We start from the raw sequence: 22013 nt of genomic DNA, 5'->3' as shown, positions 1-22013 counted from the left end.
TATATTTAAGGCGCGGCACTGTGTAGGGCGGTATGAGCATACAGAAAAAAACGTCGCCTTCGGTAGGCAGAATTTTATACGGAACGGGCGGACTTGCCGCAGTGACGGAAGTCGTTTTTCTGTTGCTCTTTTTAACGTGGTTTTCGCACATTCACGCAATAGCGCTGCTTGTTGCGGCGGTTGCGGGAATAGCACTTCCCGTTGTTTTAATGCCGCTTTGCTATGCTTTGGTGAACGGCAACACTTCGATTGCAACAGGCAGATACCATATTCCGTTTACGGTGTCGGGGCTCGGAGCCGCTCTTACTTTTGTGCTCGCTCTCGCGGTGGGCGACGTTCACCCCGTAGCGCAGGGGTTTGCGCTTTTCGGATTGCTGTTTGCGCACTCGTTGTGTATGCAAACGTACTTGTATACTTACGCTTCAATAGGGCAACGTTTCGACCCGTGCGGCGAAGCGGGAAAATGGCGCGGCATTTTCGCAATGCTGTCTCTCGCTTTCGCGGCGCTTGCAATAGTTGCGCTATTCGATGCTTCGCGCGATTCGGTGCGCGGTATCGCGGCGGCTGCGGCGATTATTTCGGTGGCGGCGACCGTAGCGGTTTATTTGGTTACCGTCAGTTCAATGCCTGCGTTCGTAAGGCTTGAACCTCGCCACCCTCGTAGCGTTAAAGAAACTTATTCGCGTTTTTGTTCGCCGCTAAAAAACGGTTCTGTGAGAATGCTTGTGCTGTCCGCTTTTTTGCTGTGCGCGGGCACTGCGTTCGCGGCGTCGAGTTTGCCGCAATTCGTTTTTTCGTATATGTTCCGCATAAACGGCGGTTTTAAGCCCGCAGTGCTTATAGCCGCAGTTCTCGTTCCTCCTGTGGGAATGTTCGTGTATCGCTATTCGCAGCGGAGCGGAAATAAAGCCGCGTGCACTGCGTCGGTTGCGGTGGCGTCGGTTCAACTCGCTTTGGCGGCTGCGGTCGCCGTTTCGGTTTTTGTGCCGTTTCCGCTTGCCGTGAAAGCGTCGGTGTTGTTTTCGTTCGCCGCCGCCGTAGGAATAACTTTGGCTACGGTGCTTGTGTGCGACGGAGCGAACAACGCTCATGCGGTTTCGGTAACGAATTCTACTTACGGCAAATATTACTGTTTTAGAAATTGCGTGTCGGCGCTCGGAATAGCCGCAGGACTTGCGCTTGCGTGCGTTGTGAGAATAATAGACGGCAATGTCGGGAAAGTTGCGGCGGCTGTCGTTTCTTGCGCGGTTTACTCTTTCGTAATTTTGGTTGGCACGCTTTTGGGAAGATTCGGATATTCGAACGCTCGTTCGAAAAGCAAACAAGACGAAAACAAGCCGCCCGAAAAAATCGCGCGGGAAGAAAACGAACCGCAACCCGTTGAGTATTCCGATTGTGCGGAGAAGGAGAACTGATATGTTTACTATACGCGAATGTGCCGAAGGCGTTCCCGCGTGCAACGAGGATTGCCGCGAGCATGCCTGCGCTCTGTGCGAGCGGTTTAACGCGGATTTTAATGAGGGCGACAGAATATTCGTTCTCGACGACGGCGGCGCCAAAGCGGTAGGCGTGCTCGGGTTAAAATGCGGCAAAGTGGTTGTTAAAGGCGTGTTCGGAAACGTTGAAGCCGTTTATAAAGACCTTATTGTGCGCGCCATGCTAAACGTGTGCCGCAATATGAATCCCATAACCGTGAGGGTTGAAAGTGCGGACGCGTCGTATTATTCGTCGTTCGGGTTTAAGGCGAAAGACGGCGGAATGGAAGTTCAAAACAAAAGCATAACTTTTTAGTGTACATTGCGTTTTCGCTCGGCGGGACGCTCATATAAAAAAACTACCGATAAGGAGACAGCGTATGAAGACCGATATTGAAATAGCTACCCAAGCAAAGCTATTGCCCGTTGAAAAGGTGGCGAAAAAGTTAGGGATAGAAAAATCCGACTTAAAGCCTTACGGAAACTACATGGCAAAGGTTAAGCCTGCGACGGGGAACGGAAAAGTAATTCTCGTTACGGCAATAAATCCTACGGCGGCGGGCGAAGGCAAAACTACGGTTAGCATAGGGCTTGCCGACGCTATGAACAGGTTGGGGCTTAAAGTGTGTTTGGCTTTGCGCGAACCGTCGCTCGGTCCCGTATTCGGAATAAAGGGCGGCGCTGCGGGAGGCGGTTACGCTCAGATAGCTCCTATGGACGACATAAACCTGCATTTTACGGGCGACCTTCACGCAATCACTTCGGCTAACAATTTGCTTGCGGCTATGCTCGACAATCACGTTTATTTCGGCAACGAGTTGGGAATAGACAAGGTTACTTTTCACCGCTGTCTCGATATGAACGACCGCGCGTTAAGATTTATACGTTGCGGCTTAAAGTATAACGAACGCGACGATTCTTTCGACATTACTGCGGCAAGCGAAGTTATGGCGGCGCTTTGCCTAAGCCGCGACCAAGCGGACCTTAAAAGACGTTTGGGAAATATAATTGTGGGATATAAAAAAGACGGAACACCCGTTTATTGCCGCGAGCTTAAATCGGAAGAGGCAATGACCATACTGTTGAAAGACGCGATTTCGCCAAACCTTGTGCAAACTCTCGAAGGGGTGCCCGCGTTCGTTCACGGCGGACCTTTTGCAAACATTGCGCACGGTTGCAACAGTATAACGGCGACCCGCACAGCTATGCACTACGCCGACTACGTTGTTACCGAAGCGGGATTCGGAGCCGATTTGGGCGCCGAGAAATTCCTCGACATAAAATGCCGCGCTGCGGGAATAAAGCCCGAAGCGGTTGTGGTGGTGGCGACTGTTCGCGCTCTTAAATGCGGCGGCGGAAAGCGCAAAGAAACGCTTTCAGAGCGCGACGACGCGGCGCTTAAAGCGGGGCTCGGCAATCTTATGAAGCACGTCGAAAACATTGTGAACGTTTATTCGCGCAAATGCGTTGTTGCAATCAACCGTTTCGCGTCCGACGAGGACGGCGAAATAGAGCTTGTGGAAAAAGCGTGCAGCGAGCGCGGAGTTGAAGCCGTGTGCGTAAACGTTTGGGGCGAAGGCGGCAAAGGCGGCTTAAAACTTGCCGAAAAGGTAAAAGAGCTTTGCGCTCAGCCCGATAAGCCGTTTACCTATTGCTATGAGCTGTCGGACGGAATCGAAGAAAAAATAAACGCGGTGGCAACCATGATATACGGCGCCGACGGCGTTGAGTACGAACCTGCGGCTGTTGAAATGCTTAAAAAAATCAAAGGTACCGAATGGGAAAAGTATCCCGTTTGCATAGCGAAAACTCAATATTCGCTTAGCGATAACCCCGAGCTTTTGGGGCGCCCGAGCGGATTCAAAATTCGCATACGCGATTTAACGGTGAGAGCGGGAGCCGAATTTATAGTGGCGCTCGCGGGTAATATTTTGCTTATGCCCGGTCTTAGCAAATATCCGAACGCCGAAAAGATGAAAATAGACGGCGACAAAATAGAAGGACTTTTTTAAAAGTTTATAATAATAAAACGGAATAATTGTTTATGGGAAACTTTATTGAAGAAATTATAGACGCCGACCTTGCGGCAGGACGCGAAACGGAAATCGTTACAAGATTTCCGCCCGAACCGAACGGTTATTTGCATATAGGGCACGCAAAGGCTATATGCTTAAACGTGGCTATGGCTAAAAAATACGGCGGCAAATGCAATTTGCGTTTCGACGATACTAACCCCGTTAAAGAGGAAGACGAATACGTTAGGTCGATTATAGAAGATGCCCGTTGGCTCGGTTGGAACGGCGACATATATTTTGCGTCCGACTATTTCGAAACAATGTACGACGCGGCTGTGCGGCTCATAAAAAAGGGCAAAGCGTATGTAGACGACGTTACTCCCGAAGAAATGAAAAAAATGCGCGGCACTTTAACCGAGCCGGGCATTGAGAGTAAATACCGCAATCGACCCGCAAGCGAAAGCCTTGAATTATTCGAGCAAATGCGAAATGGAAAAATCGCGGACGGCGCTCTTGTTTTGCGTGCCAAAATAGATATGGCGAGCCCTAACATAAACATGCGCGACCCTATTATATACAGAGTGTTGCGCGCTCACCATCACCGTCAGGGCGACAGTTGGTGCGTGTATCCCATGTACGATTTCGCGCATCCCATAGAAGACGCGGTCGAGGGAATAAGCCACAGTATTTGCACGCTTGAATTCGAGGACCACCGCCCGCTTTACGACTGGGTTCTTAAAGAGGCGGAGTTCCCGCACCCGCCCCATCAGTACGAATTTGCGCGGCTCAATTTGGAGCGCACAATAATGAGCAAGCGGTATCTTAAAAAACTTGTGGACGAAAATTTCGTTTCGGGATGGGACGACCCTCGTATGCCGACTATCGCGGGGCTTCGTCGCAGAGGATACACGCCGTCGTCTATACGCGAATTTTGCGAAAGGATAGGAGTGGCGAAAGCTAACAGCGAAGTAGAGGCGGGGCAGTTGGAGAGTTGCATACGCGAAGAACTCAACGCGGGCGCGCCGCGCGCTATGGCGGTTCTCGACCCGCTCGAACTCGTGCTCGACAACGTGCCCGAAGATTTTTGCGAGGAAATGGATTTCGAAATCAATCCGTTCGCGCCCGAGAGCGGCACCCGCAAAATTTATCTTACCAAAAAGCTGTATATAGAAAAGGGCGATTTTGCCGTAGTGCCTCCGCCCAAATACAAGCGCCTTATTCCTAACGGAACGGTTAGGCTCAAAAGCGGATATATTATAAAGTGCACGGGTTACGAAGGCACGCCCGAAAACGTTACGAGAGTGCACGCCGAAATTATAGAGGGCACCAAGAGCGGGCACGACAACAGCGGTATAAAGGTTAAGGGCGTTATTCACTGGGTTAATTCTCGCGCTGAGAAAGCCGACGTGCGCTTATACGACTATCTTTTGATTGCCGACGATTCTTCGCCCGACTTTAACGACAGACTAAATTTCGAATCGCTTATAGAAAAGGACGCGCTTGTGGAAGAATACGTTGCGGGAGCCGAAAAGGGCGCGTCGTTTCAGTTTTTGCGTCAGGGATATTTTTGCCGCGACACAAAGGAAAGCGGACTTGTGTTTAACCGCATAGTGGGATTAAAAGACGCCTACAATAAGTCGGGAGCAAACCGCTAAATAGAAATATCAAATAAACGGAGGAGCGTTATGAAAAAAATTCTCGTAACAGGCGGAAGCGGGTTTATAGGTCTTAACTTTATAGGCGCGTACAAGAAAAAGTACGATATTGTTTCGCCCGTTCCCGAAGAAACAGACCTTACGCGCTACGACGACGTTAAAAAGCTTTTCGAATCCGCTCGGTTCGACGCCGTAATACATATTGCGGGTATGCGCGATATTATGAGCGACGCGGCTTTATATGCCGACGACCTTTTGGCTTTTAAAAACGTGCAGTACGCTTCCGTTTTAAACGGAGTTAAAAAGCTGCTCGTGGTTGGCGACGCATCCGACCTCGACACGAGCCGTTCGCTTGAAAACGCTAACGAAAATGTTTTCGGAGAATCCGTTCCCGTTGCGGGATACGGGCTCGGAAGATACCTTATTCATAAGCTTGCGAGCAAAGACAAAATAAGCACGGTGCTCAGGTTTTTCGACGTTTACGGCGCGGGTGCGTCGGTAGAGGAAGGGCATCCGCTCGAAATTCTGTCGCACGCAATAGTTGGCAAAAAGCAAATCGAAGTTCCCGCAAACAAAACTTTTTCCACTATATACATTGACGACGCGTGCAAAATAGTTTCGCTGTTTATAGATAACGACTACGAAAAGGGAATATACAACGTGGCGTCGCCGGTGCCTATAAAACTCGGCGACTTTGCTAAAAAGGCGAAATCTTACGCCAAAAAGGACGGAAGAGAATTGTCGGTTTCGGTGGGCAAAGAAAACGGAATTTTCACCGCCGACGTCTCTAAACTTCTCGACGCGCTCGGTTCGTTTAAGTTTACGGCGCACTCCACAGGTATAACGAAAACGCTCGACTACTGCAAAAGCCACAAGTCGCTTTTAAAGCCTAAGGAAGTTAAATAGATGTCTTACGGCGTTATATTCGATATAGACGGAACTTTATTCGACACGGGAGAGGGAATTAAGTCTTGCGTGCGCCATGCCGTGAAAGAAGTGGGTATGCCGCCCGTAGACGAGGCTAAACTCGATTTATTTATAGGTCCGTCGCTTTTTCACAGCTTTACCGTTACTGCGGGGTTTAGCGAGCAAACTGCGGAAGCCGCGATAGAAGCTTACCGCAAAATATATTCGCAAGAGGGAATTTTTCTTTCGAGCCCTTATTGCGGAGTTTCTGAAATGCTCGAACTTCTCGCGTCCGAAAAATATGTTTTGTCGGTGGCGTCGAGCAAGCCGCTTGTTATGGTTGAAAAGCTTTTAGAGCACAGCGGACTGCGAAAATATTTTGCGAGAGTTTGCGCGCCCGATTATGCGCGCAGAGGAAGCGACAAAGCGAATCTTGTAAGAGCCGCGTGCGCGGCTGAAAACAGCGTTATGGTGGGAGACACTCATTTCGATATAGACGGTGCGCACGGTGCGGGAATAAAGGCGCTCGGCGTAACATACGGTTACGGAAAAGTAGAAACGCTTTTTGCCGCCGATGCGTTGGCGCGCTCTCCTAAAGAGATTCCCGCGCTTGTAAAGAAATTGTTGGCGATATAAATTCTAAACGTTTAAAGAAACAATCGTAAACGCTTGAAAAATACAAAACAATAAAAAGAGGAACACAAAATTGAAAACCGAAAAACAAATCACGTCCGACAGCTTGCGCACAATGTGGCTTGAATTTTACAAAGAGAAAGGACATGCCGTAATTCCGTCGGCGTCGCTCATACCCGAAAACGACCCCACAGTGCTTTTTACCACTGCGGGCATGCACCCGCTTGTGCCGTATTTGCTGGGCGAACCGCACCCTGCCGGCACCCGTCTTGCCGACGTGCAAAAATGCGTGCGCACGGGCGACATAGACGAAGTGGGCGACAACAGCCACTGCACGTTTTTCGAAATGCTCGGGAATTGGAGCTTAGGCGATTATTTTAAGAAAGACATGATTAAATGGAGCTACGAGTTTTTAACGTCGGACAAGTATTTGGGACTTTCGCCCGATAATCTTGCGGTGTCGGTGTTTGCGGGCGATTCCGATTGCCCGCGCGACGAAGAGAGCGCAAAACTTTGGCAAGACTGCGGCATAAAAAAAGAAAATATTTTCTATTTGCCAAAAGAGAACAACTGGTGGGGACCCGCAGGAAAAACGGGACCTTGCGGACCCGACACCGAAATGTTTATAATGCGCGGAAAGCCTTGTTCGCCCGATTGCAGCCCCGCGTGCGACTGCGGGCATTATCTTGAAATTTGGAACGACGTGTTCATGCAATATAACAAGACCGCCGACGGTAAATACGAACCGCTTGCGCGCCGCAACGTTGACACGGGCATGGGGCTCGAACGCACGCTCTGCATTTTGCAAGGAAAAGAGAGCGTGTACGAAACCGATTTGTTCGTTCCCATTATATCCGCAATAGAAACGCTTTGCGGCAAAAAATACGGCGAAAACGCTGCGGATACGCGAGCAATGCGCATAATCGCCGACCACGTTCGCACGTCGGTGTTTATGCTCGGCGACGAAAAGGGCATAGTGTGCTCCAATGTTGACCAAGGCTACATTTTGCGGCGTCTTTTGCGTAGAGCGATACGCTATATAAAACAGCTCGGCATGAACAAAGGCGACATAGTGTCGGTTGCGAACGCCGTTATATCGCGTTATAAAGACGCGTATCCCGAACTTACGGCGGCGGGCGATAAAATACGCGACGAAATAGCGCGCGAAGAAGAACGATTCGAAAAAACGCTCACTGCGGGCATACGCGAATTTGAAAAGCTTTGCGGTTATCTTGTGGGCGACACCGTTTCGGGCAAGGCTTGCTTTAAGCTTTACGACACATACGGTTTTCCCATTGAAATGACAGAAGAACTTGCGGCGGAACGCGGGCTGAAAATAAATCGCGCCGACTTTGAAAAGCTGTTCGAAGAGCACCGCCAAAAGAGCCATGCGGGCGCCGAACAGCGCTTTAAGGGCGGACTTGCCGACAACACCGAAGCCACCGCACGTTTGCATACGGCAACCCACCTTATGCACCGCGCGCTTAAAACCGTTCTTAACGACGAAAACGTTAATCAAAAGGGAAGCAATATCACTGCGGAGCGTTTGCGTTTCGACTTTACATTCGGGCGCGCTCTCACAGCCGAAGAAATCGCCGAAGTGGAAAAACTCGTGAACGAAGCCATTGCCGCCGACGTTCCCGTTGTTTGCGAAGAAATGACGGTTGACGAGGCGAAAAAAGCGGGCGCCGTAGGATTATTCGCGTCTAAATACGGCGAAAAAGTGAAAGTATATACTATGGGCAAATTCAGTAAAGAAATTTGCGGAGGTCCGCACGCCGCTCGCACGGGAGAACTCGGGCACTTTAAAATACTTAAAGAGCAGTCTTCGTCGGCGGGCGTTCGCAGAATAAAGGCAGTGCTCGATTGATAAGGCTTATATTTTCGTATGTTAAAAGCGCGGTAGTGTTTTCGGTTATGCTCGCCGTAATTGCGGCGGGGATTGTGGGCGTTTGCATTTTTACCGACGGAAAAACCGACCTTGCGGTGCGTCTTGCGGGGCTTGCGCTCTTCGCCGTTGCGGTATACGTCGTTTCTTGCGTGCAAGCGTTAAAATCTATTTCCGACGAAATACGGCGCGCGAGCGAAGATTGCGACGTGGAAAGACTGAACGCGCGTTTGAAAAAACTTGCCAAAAGAGCGGCGTTCGGCAAGGTGAAAGCGAGTATATTGCTCGAATATGCCGACACTCAAATATATTCGGGAAAAATAAAAGAAGCCGAAATAACCGTGTCCGACGCGATAATAGCGGGTAAAGATAGCGCGAAAGGCGATGCGGCAGTTTGTTTTTGCAAGATTTTCTTTCTTAATTCCGACCGCGAATATTTTGACATATACTACGGAAAAGCGCTTGAAAAGCTCGGGGCGAGAATGGACGCCAAGAGCAAAAACAAGGAGGCTTCCGATACGGCTACGGTGCTCGCCGCTGTTTTGCAAGCTATGAAATTGTGTTTAAACGGCGATTCGGAATCGGCGGTTAAAAAGCTCGATTGCATTTCGGCGCCCGTCACTAATTTGCAAAAGAAGAATATAGAGGCGCTCAAAACGTACATTGCGAGCGGAAGCGCCGAAAGAGTTACTTGCGAAACTAACGAATAAATTTCTCACAATTAAAAAAGCGTTTCCGAATTGATATTTCGGAAACGTTTTTTTAATATTCTGAATTAACGTAATTAAACGATTAAATTAAGAAGTCTGCCGCGAATGTAAATGGCTTTTTTAACGGTTGCTCCGCCGAGCGCCGCAATAATCGTTTCATCGGCAAGAGCTATGTTTTTAGCTTCCGTTTCGTCGGCTTCGCTCGGAACTTTTATTCTGCCTTTGAGCTTGCTGTTTATTTGAACGGCGATTTCGATTTCGTCTTTAACGAGCGCTTTTTCGTTGCATACGGGATAGCTTTTGGAAAATACTGTTCCTTTGCCGCCTGTGAGTTCGTGTAGTTCTTCGCTGACGTGGGGGCAGAACGGCGCAAGCAATTTAACGAGCTCGCCCGAAACGTAACGCAAGAAAGAGTAGTTGCAATCCTTAGCCGATTCGTATTTGTACATTGCGTTCACAAGTTCCATGAGCCGCGCAATCGCCGTGTTAAACGAGAAAGTTTCAAAGTCGGAAGTTACCGATTTTATACAGAAATTGAGCGCGTAGGCAAGCTCTTTGTCGGCTTCGCTTTGAGGGGTAGAGCTCGCTTTTTTCGCTTCGGAATGCGATTTTAATACTATGCGCTCCACGCGGTCGAGGAATTTTGCAATCGACTTTATGCCGTCGTCGCTCCAAGCGCCGCCTTCGGTGAACGCGAATCTGAACATAAGATACATGCGGAAAACGTCGGAACCGTATTCGTCAACGTAAGTGTCGGGATTTATAACGTTACCGCGATTTTTGCTCATTTTAAAGCCGTCGGGTCCGAGTATTAAACCTTGATGCACGAGCGACGTGAACGGCTCGTCGAATTTAACATAGCCCATGTCGCGCAGCGCTTTGGCTATGAACCGCGCATACAAAAGGTGCATGCAAGCGTGTTCGGCGCCCCCGACGTATTTATCGACGGGAAGCATTTTGTTTATTAGTTTTGGTTCGAAAGCTTCTTTTTCGTTTTTATTGTCGGGATACCTCAGATAATACCAACTCGAGCATACGAACGTGTCGAGCGTGTCGGGGTCGCGCCGAGCGGGTTTGCCGCAAACGGGGCAAACCGTGTTCATAAACTCCTCGCTTTTGCGTAGGGGAGAAGCGCCGTCGGGCGTGAAATTGACGTTGTGCGGGAGCGTAACCGGCAAATCCTTTTCGGGCACGGGAACGGCTCCGTGTTCGGGGCAGTGAATAACGGGAATGGGCGTGCCCCAATAGCGTTGGCGCGACACCGACCAATCGCGCAAACGGTAATTAACTTTTTTACCGCCTTTGCCGATAGAATTCAAATGTTTTTGAACTGCGGCGATTGCGTCTTTTGTTGCAAGCCCGTCGAAAATACCGCTGTTTACGGTTTTGCCGTGCTCGCAAAAAGGAAGTTCGTCGGGTTCGCCGTTAGCCGCTTTTATAACGCGCTTTACGGGAAGCCCGTATTTTTCGGCAAACGCGAAGTCGCGCTCGTCGTGGGCAGGCACACCCATAACCGCGCCTGTACCGTAAGTTCCCAAGCAATAGTCGGCAATCCAAACGGGCACTTTCTCGCCGCTTACGGGGTGAAAGCAATACGCGCCTGTGAACACGCCCGTTTTTTCGCGCGCCGACGAAAGCCTGTCTATGTCGCTTGCCTTAGCCGTTTCCGCTCTGTACGCTTCCACAGCCGCCTTTTGTTCGGGCGTCGTTATTTCGGATACAAGAGCTTTTTCGGGGGCGAGAACAACATAAGAAACGCCCATAAGAGTGTCGGCTCGCGTGGTAAACACCGTTATGCCGTCTTTTCGGTTAGGAAGTCCGAAGGTAATTTCGCTGCCTTCGCTGCGTCCTATCCAGTTGCGTTGCATGGTTTTTGTTTTTTCGGGCCAGTCGAGCGAATCGAGCTTTTCGAGAAGTTCGTCGGCGTAGTCCGTTATTTTAAAAAACCACTGAGTCATTTCCTTGCGCACAACTGCGGTGCCGCACCGCTCGCAACAGCCGTCTATAACCTGTTCGTTAGCTATAACGGTGTTGCACGAGTCGCACCAATTCACGGGAGCCATTTTTTGATAGGCAAGCCCTTTTTTGTACAGTTCTATAAACAGCCACTGCGTCCAACGGTAATATTCGGGAAAACAGGTGCTCACTTCGTGTTCCCAATCGTACATAGCGCCCATGTCGCGGAGTTGCCGCTCCATAGTTTTAATATTTTTAAGAGTGTTGTCGTGCGGGTGCGTGCCCGTTTTAATCGCGTAATTTTCGGCGGGGAGACCGAATGCGTCAAACCCCATAGGCTGAAAAACTTCTTTGCCTTGCATCTTTTTGAAACGGGCGAAAGTGTCGGCGGGACCGAAGTTAAACCAATGTCCGAGATGAAGATTCGCGCCCGACGGATACGGCCACATTTCCATTATATAATATTTGTTGTCGGCGTTCTTTTCGTTAAAAAGGTGGCACTTGTTGTTCTCCCAATAGGCGTTCCACTTTTTGTCGGTTTTTACATAGTCCATTAGTTTCGTTCTCCGTTTCGATAAAAATATTCTGTTTTCCATTATAACGCAAGGCGCCCGATAAGTCAAGCGCAGCAATAAACCGACGTAAAAACAAAACCGCATAAATTGCGGTTTGTTTTAAAGCTTGCGTCAAAAATTCGCGCAAGTCGGTTTTATTTTGTTTTTCGGAATAAGCGATTTAAACAATACCGTGTTTAACGCGTTCGCGTTCTTCGGCGGCTTTGGCGTTGTTAAAACGGTCGAGCGTACCCACAAGATAGCCCGTTATTCTGCGTATGCGTTCGAAAGGACTGCGAGTGTAGTATTTTACGTCAACATATTCGCCGTTTGGCGTGAGTTCCACCTTATAAATGTTTTCGCCGCCGTGTTTTTCCGACAACATTTTAAGCGCCGCTTCTTCTTCCGCCGCGTTTACGTCTCCGTTTTTGATAATTTCCATAATTGTTTTGCCTCCTGATACTATATGTAGTGCCTTTGCGCCGTCATTTAACTGTTCGGCACAATATATAGTATAACACACCTCTTAAAATTATGCAACGGTTTGAGTGCGAAATCTTTAAATTTTTATTTTCGAATTTTATGAGGGATTGCGAAATTTTTTCTGAAATTAGGGTTAGCGTTGAATTGTATAGTTTTTTGCAACTTTTTTTCAAAAATGTATTGACAAATTTTTGCAACGGTGATATAATGATAATGTCGTTTTGAAACTAAGTTTCAAAATAATTGAATGACAAGCAGGAGGGTATAAATGAAAAGAGACAAGGTTTACGGACAAACTTCGGGGGGGGGGACATAAACTAAGTTTTTGTCTGCTTTTATTAAGTTTGTTTATTTGCGCGGCGGTGATGTCGCATACGGTTGCGAATTTCGCAAACGCCGAAAGCCGTGCCGACGATGCGGAGTTTTACGCGCCGCCTATGTTGAAAACGGAATATTGGTGGTGGGTGCAGGAAGGGCACCAAAACGTAACCGAGAACGCCGACGGTTCGGTGCGTATCTTTTATAGCGAAGTAAACAATATAACTGTGCGCACCACTTCGCAGACGCGTTTTAAACTCGACGGTTTACATATAAAGTTCAAAAATTTCAGCGGAGGCGGAATGGGAATCGCGTTTTCCAACCTGCCGTCACCGGATGCGTATGATTCCGCATTCCGGCTTTTTGCGTGCAACGGCTCCGACTATACGGCGGTTATGCGTTATGTTACGCCCGATTGGGGAAACAGCAATCATAAGCTTGCGGGCACGCTTGAAACCAAACCTATGGCAGACGAATTCGACATCAAGGTCGAAAAATCCGCGAGCGGTTGGAATGTGGTTTTCGCGGGGCAAACGTTTGCGTTTACCGACGAAGAAATAGACGCGGCAATTCCCGATAAAAACGAAGTGTATATAACGTTTACCACTCATCCGAGTTATTTCACTTCGTATTCGGTAGACGTGGTGTCGGTGCACGACGGCGGCAACCGTTGCGGCGACACGCTCACGTCCGACGAAATTGCGCGTATCGCTTCGGTAAACGACGCAATAAACTCAATAGGAAAAGTTACGGCTTCGGCGCAGAGCAAGCAAAAAATAGACAATGCGAACGCCGCGTTCTCGGCGCTCGATGCCGAGCTTCGCGTAATGGTTAGGTCTGCCGATTTGCTCACATATGCCAACCAAAATTATTACGCGCTTACAACGCCCGCACAGTTTGACGAAAGCAACGTTGTCAGCAACGTGTGGATGCTCACCGACAATCATCTTGAAACCAACGACTGCACCTCGTACGACGACGGTTCTCCGCAAGACAGGTTCGAGAAAGCAATAGGCATGATTTGCGAGCGCGACGCCGACGCCATATTGCTCGGCGGCGATATAACCGATTGGGCGAGGTTCGACAATACGCCCGACCTTTCTACGGCAAAACGGCAAATAGGCTTGTTTAAGTCGTCGATGGAACGCGCTTGGAACAAAGAAGTTGCGCTGTTTTTCACAATGGGCAATCACGACAGTTCGCTCGGCGAAGAAGGAACGGTGCGCGAACAGCTTTTCTATGAGCTTTTAGGCAACGAATATTATGCGTGGGACGTGAACCGCGACGACCCTATGTGGAACACGGGATTTCGTCATGCCGTAATCGGCGGATTTCATTACCTCACATTGTCGTGGGATTATGCCGACGAATATCAAAACGTTACGCCCGAAGCGGTGGAGTGGATGGCTCGAAAGCTTAATGAAATAACTTCCGCATCCGATTACGACGGCGCGCCGATATTTTTCCTTTCGCATGTGCCTTTCGGCAACACGGTGTACGGAAGCGAGGATATGGGCGAAAGAAAACACAAATTCGAGCTGTACGACGTTATGAAGCAATATCCGCAAATCGTTACGCTAACGGGGCACTCGCATTATCCGCTTGATAACGAAAAATTCATTTATCAAAGCGATTTTACTCATTTGGGCGCGGCAACAACGTCGTATATCGGCATGCCGGGCGAAGGGTTTGTTACCGACGGCGGTTACAAAATAGGCGGAGCGCTTATGCCTGCCGACTTAATTCAGTCTATGGGGTTGCGTCTTGAAATCGACGATAGCTATAACATACGCGTGACGCGTATCGACTTTTTGCACGACGGACGGCAAATGTACGAAAGCGTGGTGATTCCCGCGCCCGACCTGAAAGGAAAGACGCATTTGAATTATTACGGCGAGGCGCGCGCGTCGCGCGTGGCAACTCCCGCTTTCGCCGAGAATTCGTCGGTGCAAGCGGATTACGTTTCGGATAAAGATACTCAAGTTACTTTCGACACATGCACGTCGGAAGGCGTGGTGCAATATTACATAATCGATTTCGAGCACGACGACACGGTGAGCACTTTTAAATCGTATGCGGCGGCGTGGCGGTACGCGAGCAACGCCGACGTACCGAAGAGCAAAACTGTGTTTTTGGAAAATTTCGTTCCATCAAAGCCGTATACCGTTTCGGTGCGAGCGGTGGATAGCTTCGGCAACGAGAGTAAAGCTATAACCGCGCGGTATGTTTATAACCCTACGCTCGATAAAGTTGCGGCTGTTACGGTAGATAAACTGATTGCCAAAATCGGCACGGTTACCGAAGGCAATACCGAAAACTATTTAAAAGCACAGGAAGCGTTCGATGCGCTTACTTTCGAACAGAAGAAAATGGTTGAAAAAGAGAGCGAACTGAAAGCGGCGCAAGCGGCGTATCGCAATCTTTGGACTACTCTCGAACAATACGAGCATGGCGTAACGGTGAAAGATACGGTTGTTGGCACAAATTATTGGACAGACACAGGCTGGCTTTCTTATAGCGACGACGAGCAAGGCATTGCCGTTTCATATGTAAATTCCGAAATAGGTGTTCGCATGGGTTTGAAGGCGTTTGACCTCGATGGTTTGCACCTTGTTTTCGACGGTTTGGAAAAATCGTCCGAAATGCAAGCGGACCCCTCGATAGGCATAATTTTGGGAGGAAGCGCACACCCGCAATACACCGAGCCGCAAAAAACGGGTATTCTGCTGTTTCTCGATACCAACTTAGGTAAGTTGGAAGCGAATCCCGGTTTCGGGCAAATTATCAAAAGCGAAGAGCTCAAATATCGCAATCTGAAAAACAAAAAGTTCGAACTTAAATTTTCCGCCCTCGAAGACGGCGGCTATTTGGTGGAATTGAACGGGCTGAGAGGAGTGCTCGACAAAAAGTATTTCGACGGTTCGTTCTCGCTCAAAGACCCCTCGCGCACTTATATAAGTCTTGCGAATTGGGTGCCGAACGGCACGTTTAACTACCGCTTGCTTGCGGCGCACGATAAAACGGGCGAATGTGCGGAGAACACTGAAATTTCGTGCGCTCTACTCGGCAAAATAGAGACGCTGAACGAGAATATTGCCGCGCTTGGGAATATCACGCTTTCGTCCGAAAACGACATTGTTGCCGCCGAGACGGCTTTTGCAAGCGTGCCGCAAGAATTCCGCTATTTGGTGAAAAATGCCGACGCTCTCGAAAAGGCTCGCGCCGAATTCGACGCGCTCAAACAGCAGAGCGGCGGCAACGATAGCACCGAGCCGAGCGGAGGCGAGGAGAAGCCGCGAAAGAAAAAATGCGGTTCTGCGGCGGGCGGCACGGCGTCGGCACTTGGCGCGCTCATATTGTGTTCGGTCTTTGCGGCGGTTTTAAGCCGTCGAAATTATAAGATAAGGAGAAAAGAAAGATGAAAACAACAACAAAGAAAACTTTTGCGTTTTTCGCAATATGCGGCTTGCTTGCGCTTGCGCTCGCGGCGGCTTGCTTTACGTTGCCTTGTTCGGCAAGAGCGGCGGCGAGCGAACCCGCGCCCGTTGCGAATTGGACCGACGGACTAAGCTACGACGCCGATTTCGGTTACGGCGGCGGCGACGGAACGGCGCCCGACCCGTATATTATTTCTTCTCCCGAGCATTTGGCGCAACTTGCGGCAAACCAAAACGACCTTAGCCACATTACGGGCGAGGGCGAAATGTACTCGCAATCTTATTCGAGAATGAAATATTTCCGTCTTGCCGCCGACCTTGATATGCAGGGTAAGAATTGGATTCCCATAGGTAATTTGGTGAACGGCACGCATACCGTAGCGGGCGAAGACGGCGACACCGTTGTAACCGACAAAAACAGAAACGTCACCTTTACCGGCGGTTTCGATTTTGCGGGGCATAAAATCACGGGATTGTCGCACACGGGATACGACGGACAGTATTACGGACTGTTCGGCGCCTTTGCGGGCGGCAGAATAAACAATCCCGACGTTACGTTCGGCAACGTGAGCGTGCGCTTTACGGCGGGAGAAAACAGCGTTTTCGACGACGCTATATATGCGCACGCTATGGTGGGCGGCGTAGTGGGCTTTCAGCTTGGAAGTTGCACGATAGGAGAAGCGGGCGGCGACTCTGCGGTTCATGTAAAATTCGACGGCGACTTTACGGTGGAGAACGACAGAAATAGCTTTGCGTATATAGGCGGCATGGTGGGCTACGCTATGGGCGGTACGCTCGGTTCCGACGGCAAGGCGGGCAACACGACGCTCGTTGCCGAAGTGGGTGAAAACGGCAGTTTGAAAGGCTTGCGTAGCGGCGGACATATGCGCATGGGCGGAATATTCGGCGACGCAACAAAAGACGTTGTTGTGGGCGCGCGACATGCGGATAACGACGGCAACGTGACTATACGTTTTATCAATAACAACGCGAGTACGGACGCGGGCTTTTCGGCTAATATGCCCTCGCAAACTTCGCGTTGCGGCGGCATAGCGGGTCATGCCGACGCTCTAATCGGTTCGAACGGCGGCGGCGATGTGATAATAGAAGTAATCAATTACGGTACCATGCGGTATCAAAACGACGCCGACAGCAGTTATTCCGCCGGCATAGTGGGAAGCGCTACGGGCGTTGTCGGCTCCAAAGGCACGGGCGACGTGTTTATTCACATGGAAAATCACGGTTTGCTTTATGTTTGCAATACGAGCGGCGGATTGGAAATTCGTTTCAGCGGTTTGGTCGGATATATTCAGAATTGGAACAATACGCTTATAGGCACTGTGGGAATCGCAAATCCGCAATCTGACGGAAACGTTGTGCTATTATATGAAAACGCAGGCAACGGCAAATTCAAAAAAGAAGGCGCCGCTTGGAATTATTGCAGCGGATATTTGGTAGGGTATCGCGGAGAGAAAACGCTTGTAGGCACAAGAGGAACGGGCACGCTGCAATATATAGTGTCTGCGAAAAAGAGCAGTTTGGTAGGCTTTGACCATGACGCCGACGAAATCGAAAAGTTCCTTGATATTCCCATGTTTCATGCTTCGAAAGGAGCTCCGTCAGCTGAGAATTCGGCGGGCTCGCTTGACGGCGGCGACACGGTTGTTCGGAGCAAAACATTCGGCTATTTGTTGACCGACGAAGTTATATCGGGATTTTCTAAATGCAACGATTGGGAAGAGTGTTGCGATACCACCGATAAACTGACTGCGGCGCCTCATACCGCGTGGCAAATAACGGGCGCAAACGAAAGCGGCGTTATTATGGCGCTTTCGGTAGACGATGGCTACGGCTTTCTCGGTTGGGAAAACGGCGACGAAATCGTTATGACGCCTGACGGCAAACCTTATGCCGTATTTACGGGCGCAAATGTGTTGCCTGTGCCGCAGTTGGTTGAACTCGACGCGGTTGAGGCTGACTTTACCGCCGTAGAGTATAACGGACAAATGCGGTTGCCTGTTGTGCAAGGCTACACGGCGGTGTGCTTGGATGAAGACGGCAACGAGCTTACTACCGTATTGCCGAATTCGTATCGCGTGAAAGCGCTTAAACTTTATAAAGGCGATATGTTTGTCGGAATTAAACAATACTCCGAGCCGCAAATTTTCATCATAAACAAAGCGGCAAACGAAACCATCGTGTCGCGCGGCGTTTTGATGCTTGACGCGGGAACGGAAATGTATACGGCCGACGGCAAGTACGAAATAGCCGCCGATGCGGATTTTACCGAACTGTTGCCTAATTCCGGCAGCCTTACGCAATACAAGGGAAATTCGCTTTTTGTGCGCGAACGCGCCACCGAAACGCACAATGCGAGTGCGGCAACCGAAGTTGCTTTCACGGCGTACACTCTTACGCTTCCCGCAGGCGAAGGCTACACGATTGTATCGAGCGACGAACGCACCGTATTCTTGGCGGGCGCGGAATTTCTGTTCGCGGTACTGACCGACGACGGATGGTTAGACGACGTTCTTACGGTTAAAGCTAACGGCGTTGCGCTTACGGCGAGCGGCGGAGTGTATTCGGTGTGTTTAACCGAAGACACGGTAATCACAGTGGAAGGCATAGTGCGCGAAACATACTATTCGGTTACTCTTACGAATGCCGACGGCGTTACGCTTGCGCCGGTTACGGTGGGGCAAACTCAGGTTAAAGAGGGCGAAAGTTTTGCCTTTACCGCAACAAAGGCGGAAGATTTTGCGGGCGAATTTACCGTGCTTGTAAACGGTTCCGCCGTTACTGCAACCGACGGCATATACACTATATCGAATGTGCGTGAAAACATTACCGTGACGGTTACGGTAAAAATGCCCGAACCTCCCGTTCAAGACAATAAGCCTTCCGAAAGCGGCAAAAAGAAGAAATGCGGCGGTAACGTGGCAGGCAACTTTGCTTTGCTCGGTATTCTAACTGTTGGGCTTGCTTGCGTTTTAACGGTGCGCGGCAAAAAAAGTAAATTAGGTTAAATTGCTTGATTTGCAAAAGTGATTGCTTTGCGATTTAACTTTCGCAAATAGTACGGCAAAAATAAAAAAAGCGGTTTGATTTTTACGTTAAATCAAACCGCTTTTTTGGTACTCCCGGCGGGAATCGAACCCACAACGACCCCTTAGGAGGGGGTTGTTATATCCATTTAACTACGGAAGCAGAATATTTTATGATTCCCGCCTGTCGGGAATACTCGCCTTACGGCTCGTGGCGTTCGCCCTACGGGCTCGGCTGAGCGAACCACAACAACCTTAAAGGGGAGTTGCTATATTCGTTTTAACTACGGAAGCAGAATATTTTATATTCCCGCCTGTCGGGAATACTCGCCTTACGGCTCGTGGAGTTCGCCCTACGGGCTCGGCTGAGCGAACCACAACAACCTTAAAGAGGAGTTGCTATATTCGTTTTAACTACGGAAGCAAAATATTGAGCTAAAATTTATTATATCAAAAAAGAGTAGGGAAGGCAAGGAATTTTGAGCTGTTTTTTGCGGGGGCTTCTTGCGTTTTTAGGCGAGCTGATAATTTTTGCGATTAAAGTCGAAAACGTTATAATACTCGAAAATTACGACATTGCGAATTTGCCGAGTATTGCGCGTAGTTCGCTGAATATCGGCAAATTCCGCAACAAATTCTATGCAAGTAAAATTCGTGTTTTTTATATGACGGATTTTGCCGTTCGATTGCGGTTTTAAATGAGTCGCGGGCGCATGTTTTGAATAATATTCGCAATCATGAATAATTATGCAAAATTTTTATATTGTGGCAATTTGTAAAGAAAAACGACGCAAAAAAATGTATAAATATTTATTTAAAACGCTTGTGCGAGAGCGCGCGATATGATACAATAAATAGGTGACGTTGATATTTTTTCGTTTTAAACGTTGCCGTGTGGCAATAATTTTATAACGGGAAACAAGCGAAAGAAAAGACGTTGCGTACTTAAACGAACTGCGAGGAGGAAAGCAAATGCATAATTACAGCGCAGGCGACATACGGGTGCTCGAAGGACTTGACGCGGTGCGTCTGCGTCCCGGCATGTACATCGGTACTACGGGCACCAAAGGCTTGCATCACATTCTTTGGGAAATTGTTGACAACTCGATGGACGAGGTCGCCAACGGCTTTGGCGACACTATAACGGTTACGCTCTACACTGACGGTAGCGCAAGCGTGGAAGACAACGGGCGCGGCATACCGGTAGACGTTCACCCTACGCTCGGCGTATCGGGCGTAGAGGTGGTTTTCACCCAACTGCATGCGGGCGGCAAATTCGACAACGAAAACTACGCGCACAGCGGCGGACTTCACGGCGTAGGCGCGTCGGTTACAAACGCGCTGAGCGAGTGGCTTACCGTAGAGGTATATAAAAACGGCACTACCTACCGCATGGAATTCGAGTCAAAAGAAATAGACGGCGCCGTTAAAGGCGGCGTTCCCAAATACCACCTAATCGACACGGGAATTGCGTCGGATAAGCGCGGCTCGTATGTGCGCTTTTTGCCCGACAAACGAATTTTCGAATCAACCCATTTTCAAATAGAAACGATTTCGCGTAGACTCAAAGAGCTTGCTTTTTTGAATAAAGGCGCGAGAATTATTTTAATAGACGAGCGCGTGCAAATGGGCAACGCGTGTCTTAAACGCGAATATTGCTACGAGGGCGGCTTAATCGACTTCGTTAAATATCTTAACGAAACTAAGGTTCCCGCGTTCGACGAGCCGATATTTTTGACGGGCACCAAAGACAATATCGACATGGAGCTTGCCTTTCAGTATACCGACGCATACACCGACAATATTTTTTCGTATGTGAACAACATTCCCACCACCGAAGGCGGAACGCACGAAACCGGCTTTAAAGCGGCGCTCACCAAAGTTATGAACGACCTCGCCCGCAAAACGGGTATGCTCAAAGACAAAGACGCTAACCTTTTGGGCGACGACTACCGCGAAGGTCTTACGGCTGTGCTCAGCATAAAAATGCAAAACGTTCAGTTCGAAGGGCAAACCAAAACAAAACTCGGCAACCCCGAAGCGCGTATCGCTATCGAATATCTTGTGAACCAAACTCTGACCGAGTTTTTCGATAAAGACACAAAAAACCTTGCCGACACCATTTTGAAAAAGGCGTTGCTTGCCGCTAAGGTAAGGGAAGCCGCGCGCAAAGAAAAAGAAATAACGCGTGCAAAAAACAGCCTTGACAATAACTTTAACCTTGTTGGAAAGCTCAGCAGTTGCACGGGCAAAAAGCCCGAAAACAACGAGCTGTTCATAGTGGAGGGCGACAGCGCCGGCGGCACCGCAAAGCAGGCTCGCAATCGCTCGTTCCAAGCTATTTTGCCGCTTAGGGGCAAGCCGTTGAACGCGGAGAAAAAGCGTATCGACCAAGTGCTTGCAAACGAGGAAATCAGAACCATAATTTCGGCGCTCGGCAGCGGAATAGGCGAGGATTTCAACGTCGAAAATTTGAACTACCACAAAGTTATTATACTTTCCGATGCCGACCAAGACGGAGCGCATATCCGCGCAATTCTTTTAACGTTCTTCTTCCGTTATATGAAAGACCTTATTAACGAAGGGCACGTTTATATAGGGTTGCCGCCGCTTTACCGCATTTCCAAAAAGGACACGGTAGAATACGTTTACGACGATGCGGCGCTCGACGACGCGAAAAAACGTTTCGGTAAGGGCGCGGGATTGCAACGTTATAAAGGTCTCGGCGAAATGAGCGCGGAACAGCTTTGGGAAACCACTATGGACCCTAACCGCCGCACGCTCGTGCAGGTTACAATCGAGGATGCGGCGAACGCCGAAATGCTCGTTTCCACCCTTATGGGCGACGCGATAGACATGCGCAGGCAATACATTATAGAAAACGCGAATTTCAACAAAATCGACAACTTTAAAGCGCAGGAAGCGAAGTAGGAGGGCGG

Annotated in this window: 14 protein-coding genes and 1 tRNA gene; 12 read left to right on the top strand and 3 right to left on the bottom strand. The window is 49.3% G+C overall.

Going from position 1 to position 22013, the window contains the following annotated elements; genetic code table 11:
- The first annotated feature begins 32 nt into the window (after positions 1-32).
- The 8 genes from NFR62_RS07145 to NFR62_RS07110 all read left to right on the top strand — a co-directional run bounded on the left by NFR62_RS07145 (position 33) and on the right by NFR62_RS07110 (position 9282).
- Positions 33-1415 carry an MFS transporter gene (locus NFR62_RS07145; protein ID WP_251616732.1) on the top strand — a complete coding sequence of 461 codons (1383 nt, stop codon included), beginning with the start codon at positions 33-35 and terminating at the stop codon, positions 1413-1415.
- 1 nt (position 1416) lies between these two features.
- Positions 1417-1791, top strand: coding sequence for a hypothetical protein (locus NFR62_RS07140; protein ID WP_251616729.1), 375 nt, complete (start codon positions 1417-1419; stop codon positions 1789-1791).
- A 64-nt stretch (positions 1792-1855) separates the two neighbouring features.
- Positions 1856-3487 (top strand): formate--tetrahydrofolate ligase, encoded by a 1632-nt coding sequence (locus NFR62_RS07135; RefSeq protein ID WP_251616726.1) that lies wholly within the window; start codon positions 1856-1858, stop codon positions 3485-3487.
- A 32-nt stretch (positions 3488-3519) separates the two neighbouring features.
- The gene (locus tag NFR62_RS07130) at positions 3520-5145 is read left to right on the top strand and encodes a glutamine--tRNA ligase/YqeY domain fusion protein (protein ID WP_251616721.1); all 1626 of its coding nucleotides are present in this window, start codon (positions 3520-3522) and stop codon (positions 5143-5145) included.
- Positions 5146-5175: 30 nt separating this feature from the next.
- Positions 5176-6051: an NAD-dependent epimerase/dehydratase family protein gene (locus NFR62_RS07125; RefSeq protein ID WP_251616719.1), complete on the top strand. Its 876-nt coding sequence runs from the start codon at positions 5176-5178 to the stop codon at positions 6049-6051.
- Positions 6052-6687 (top strand): HAD hydrolase-like protein, encoded by a 636-nt coding sequence (locus tag NFR62_RS07120; RefSeq protein WP_251616716.1) that lies wholly within the window; start codon positions 6052-6054, stop codon positions 6685-6687.
- Positions 6688-6757: 70 nt separating this feature from the next.
- The gene (locus tag NFR62_RS07115) at positions 6758-8554 is read left to right on the top strand and encodes an alanine--tRNA ligase (protein WP_251616713.1); all 1797 of its coding nucleotides are present in this window, start codon (positions 6758-6760) and stop codon (positions 8552-8554) included.
- Entirely contained in the window at positions 8551-9282 is a 732-nt protein-coding gene (locus NFR62_RS07110) for a hypothetical protein (RefSeq protein ID WP_251616709.1), read from the top strand. The genes NFR62_RS07115 and NFR62_RS07110 overlap by 4 nt, the downstream gene beginning before the upstream one ends.
- Before the next feature lie 74 nt (positions 9283-9356).
- Here NFR62_RS07110 and leuS read toward each other — a convergent pair whose 3' ends face one another.
- Positions 9357-11792 (bottom strand): leucine--tRNA ligase, encoded by a 2436-nt coding sequence (leuS, locus tag NFR62_RS07105; protein ID WP_251616706.1) that lies wholly within the window; start codon positions 11790-11792, stop codon positions 9357-9359.
- A gap of 181 nt (positions 11793-11973) precedes the next feature.
- Positions 11974-12234 carry an anaerobic ribonucleoside-triphosphate reductase gene (gene nrdD, locus NFR62_RS07100; protein ID WP_251616703.1) on the bottom strand — a complete coding sequence of 87 codons (261 nt, stop codon included), beginning with the start codon at positions 12232-12234 and terminating at the stop codon, positions 11974-11976.
- A gap of 406 nt (positions 12235-12640) precedes the next feature.
- Here nrdD and NFR62_RS07095 point away from each other — a divergent pair, with 406 nt between their 5' ends.
- Together NFR62_RS07095 and NFR62_RS07090 are read left to right on the top strand one after the other, a co-directional pair.
- Entirely contained in the window at positions 12641-16015 is a 3375-nt protein-coding gene (locus NFR62_RS07095) for a metallophosphoesterase family protein (RefSeq protein ID WP_251616700.1), read from the top strand.
- Positions 16012-19056: a hypothetical protein gene (locus NFR62_RS07090; RefSeq protein WP_251616697.1), complete on the top strand. Its 3045-nt coding sequence runs from the start codon at positions 16012-16014 to the stop codon at positions 19054-19056. The genes NFR62_RS07095 and NFR62_RS07090 overlap by 4 nt, the downstream gene beginning before the upstream one ends.
- Before the next feature lie 106 nt (positions 19057-19162).
- On the opposite strand, the gene NFR62_RS07085 is transcribed toward NFR62_RS07090, so the two are convergent.
- A tRNA-Arg gene (locus NFR62_RS07085) sits at positions 19163-19237 on the bottom strand.
- 316 nt (positions 19238-19553) lie between these two features.
- On the opposite strand from NFR62_RS07085, the gene NFR62_RS07080 reads away from it, so the two are divergent.
- Together NFR62_RS07080 and NFR62_RS07075 are read left to right on the top strand one after the other, a co-directional pair.
- Complete coding sequence (locus NFR62_RS07080; protein WP_251616694.1) at positions 19554-19772, top strand: hypothetical protein; 219 nt, start codon at positions 19554-19556, stop codon at positions 19770-19772.
- Between the two features lie 274 nt (positions 19773-20046).
- A complete protein-coding gene (locus NFR62_RS07075; RefSeq protein ID WP_251616693.1) occupies positions 20047-22005 on the top strand; it encodes a DNA gyrase/topoisomerase IV subunit B in 1959 nt (652 codons plus the stop codon).
- Positions 22006-22013: the final 8 nt, after the last annotated feature.

This window comes from Pumilibacter muris (assembly GCF_943193045.1).
Lineage (GTDB): Bacteria > Bacillota > Clostridia > Christensenellales > Pumilibacteraceae > Pumilibacter > Pumilibacter muris.
Note: the sequence above shows the minus strand (reverse complement) of the source record. Positions and strands in the feature narration are given on the sequence as shown.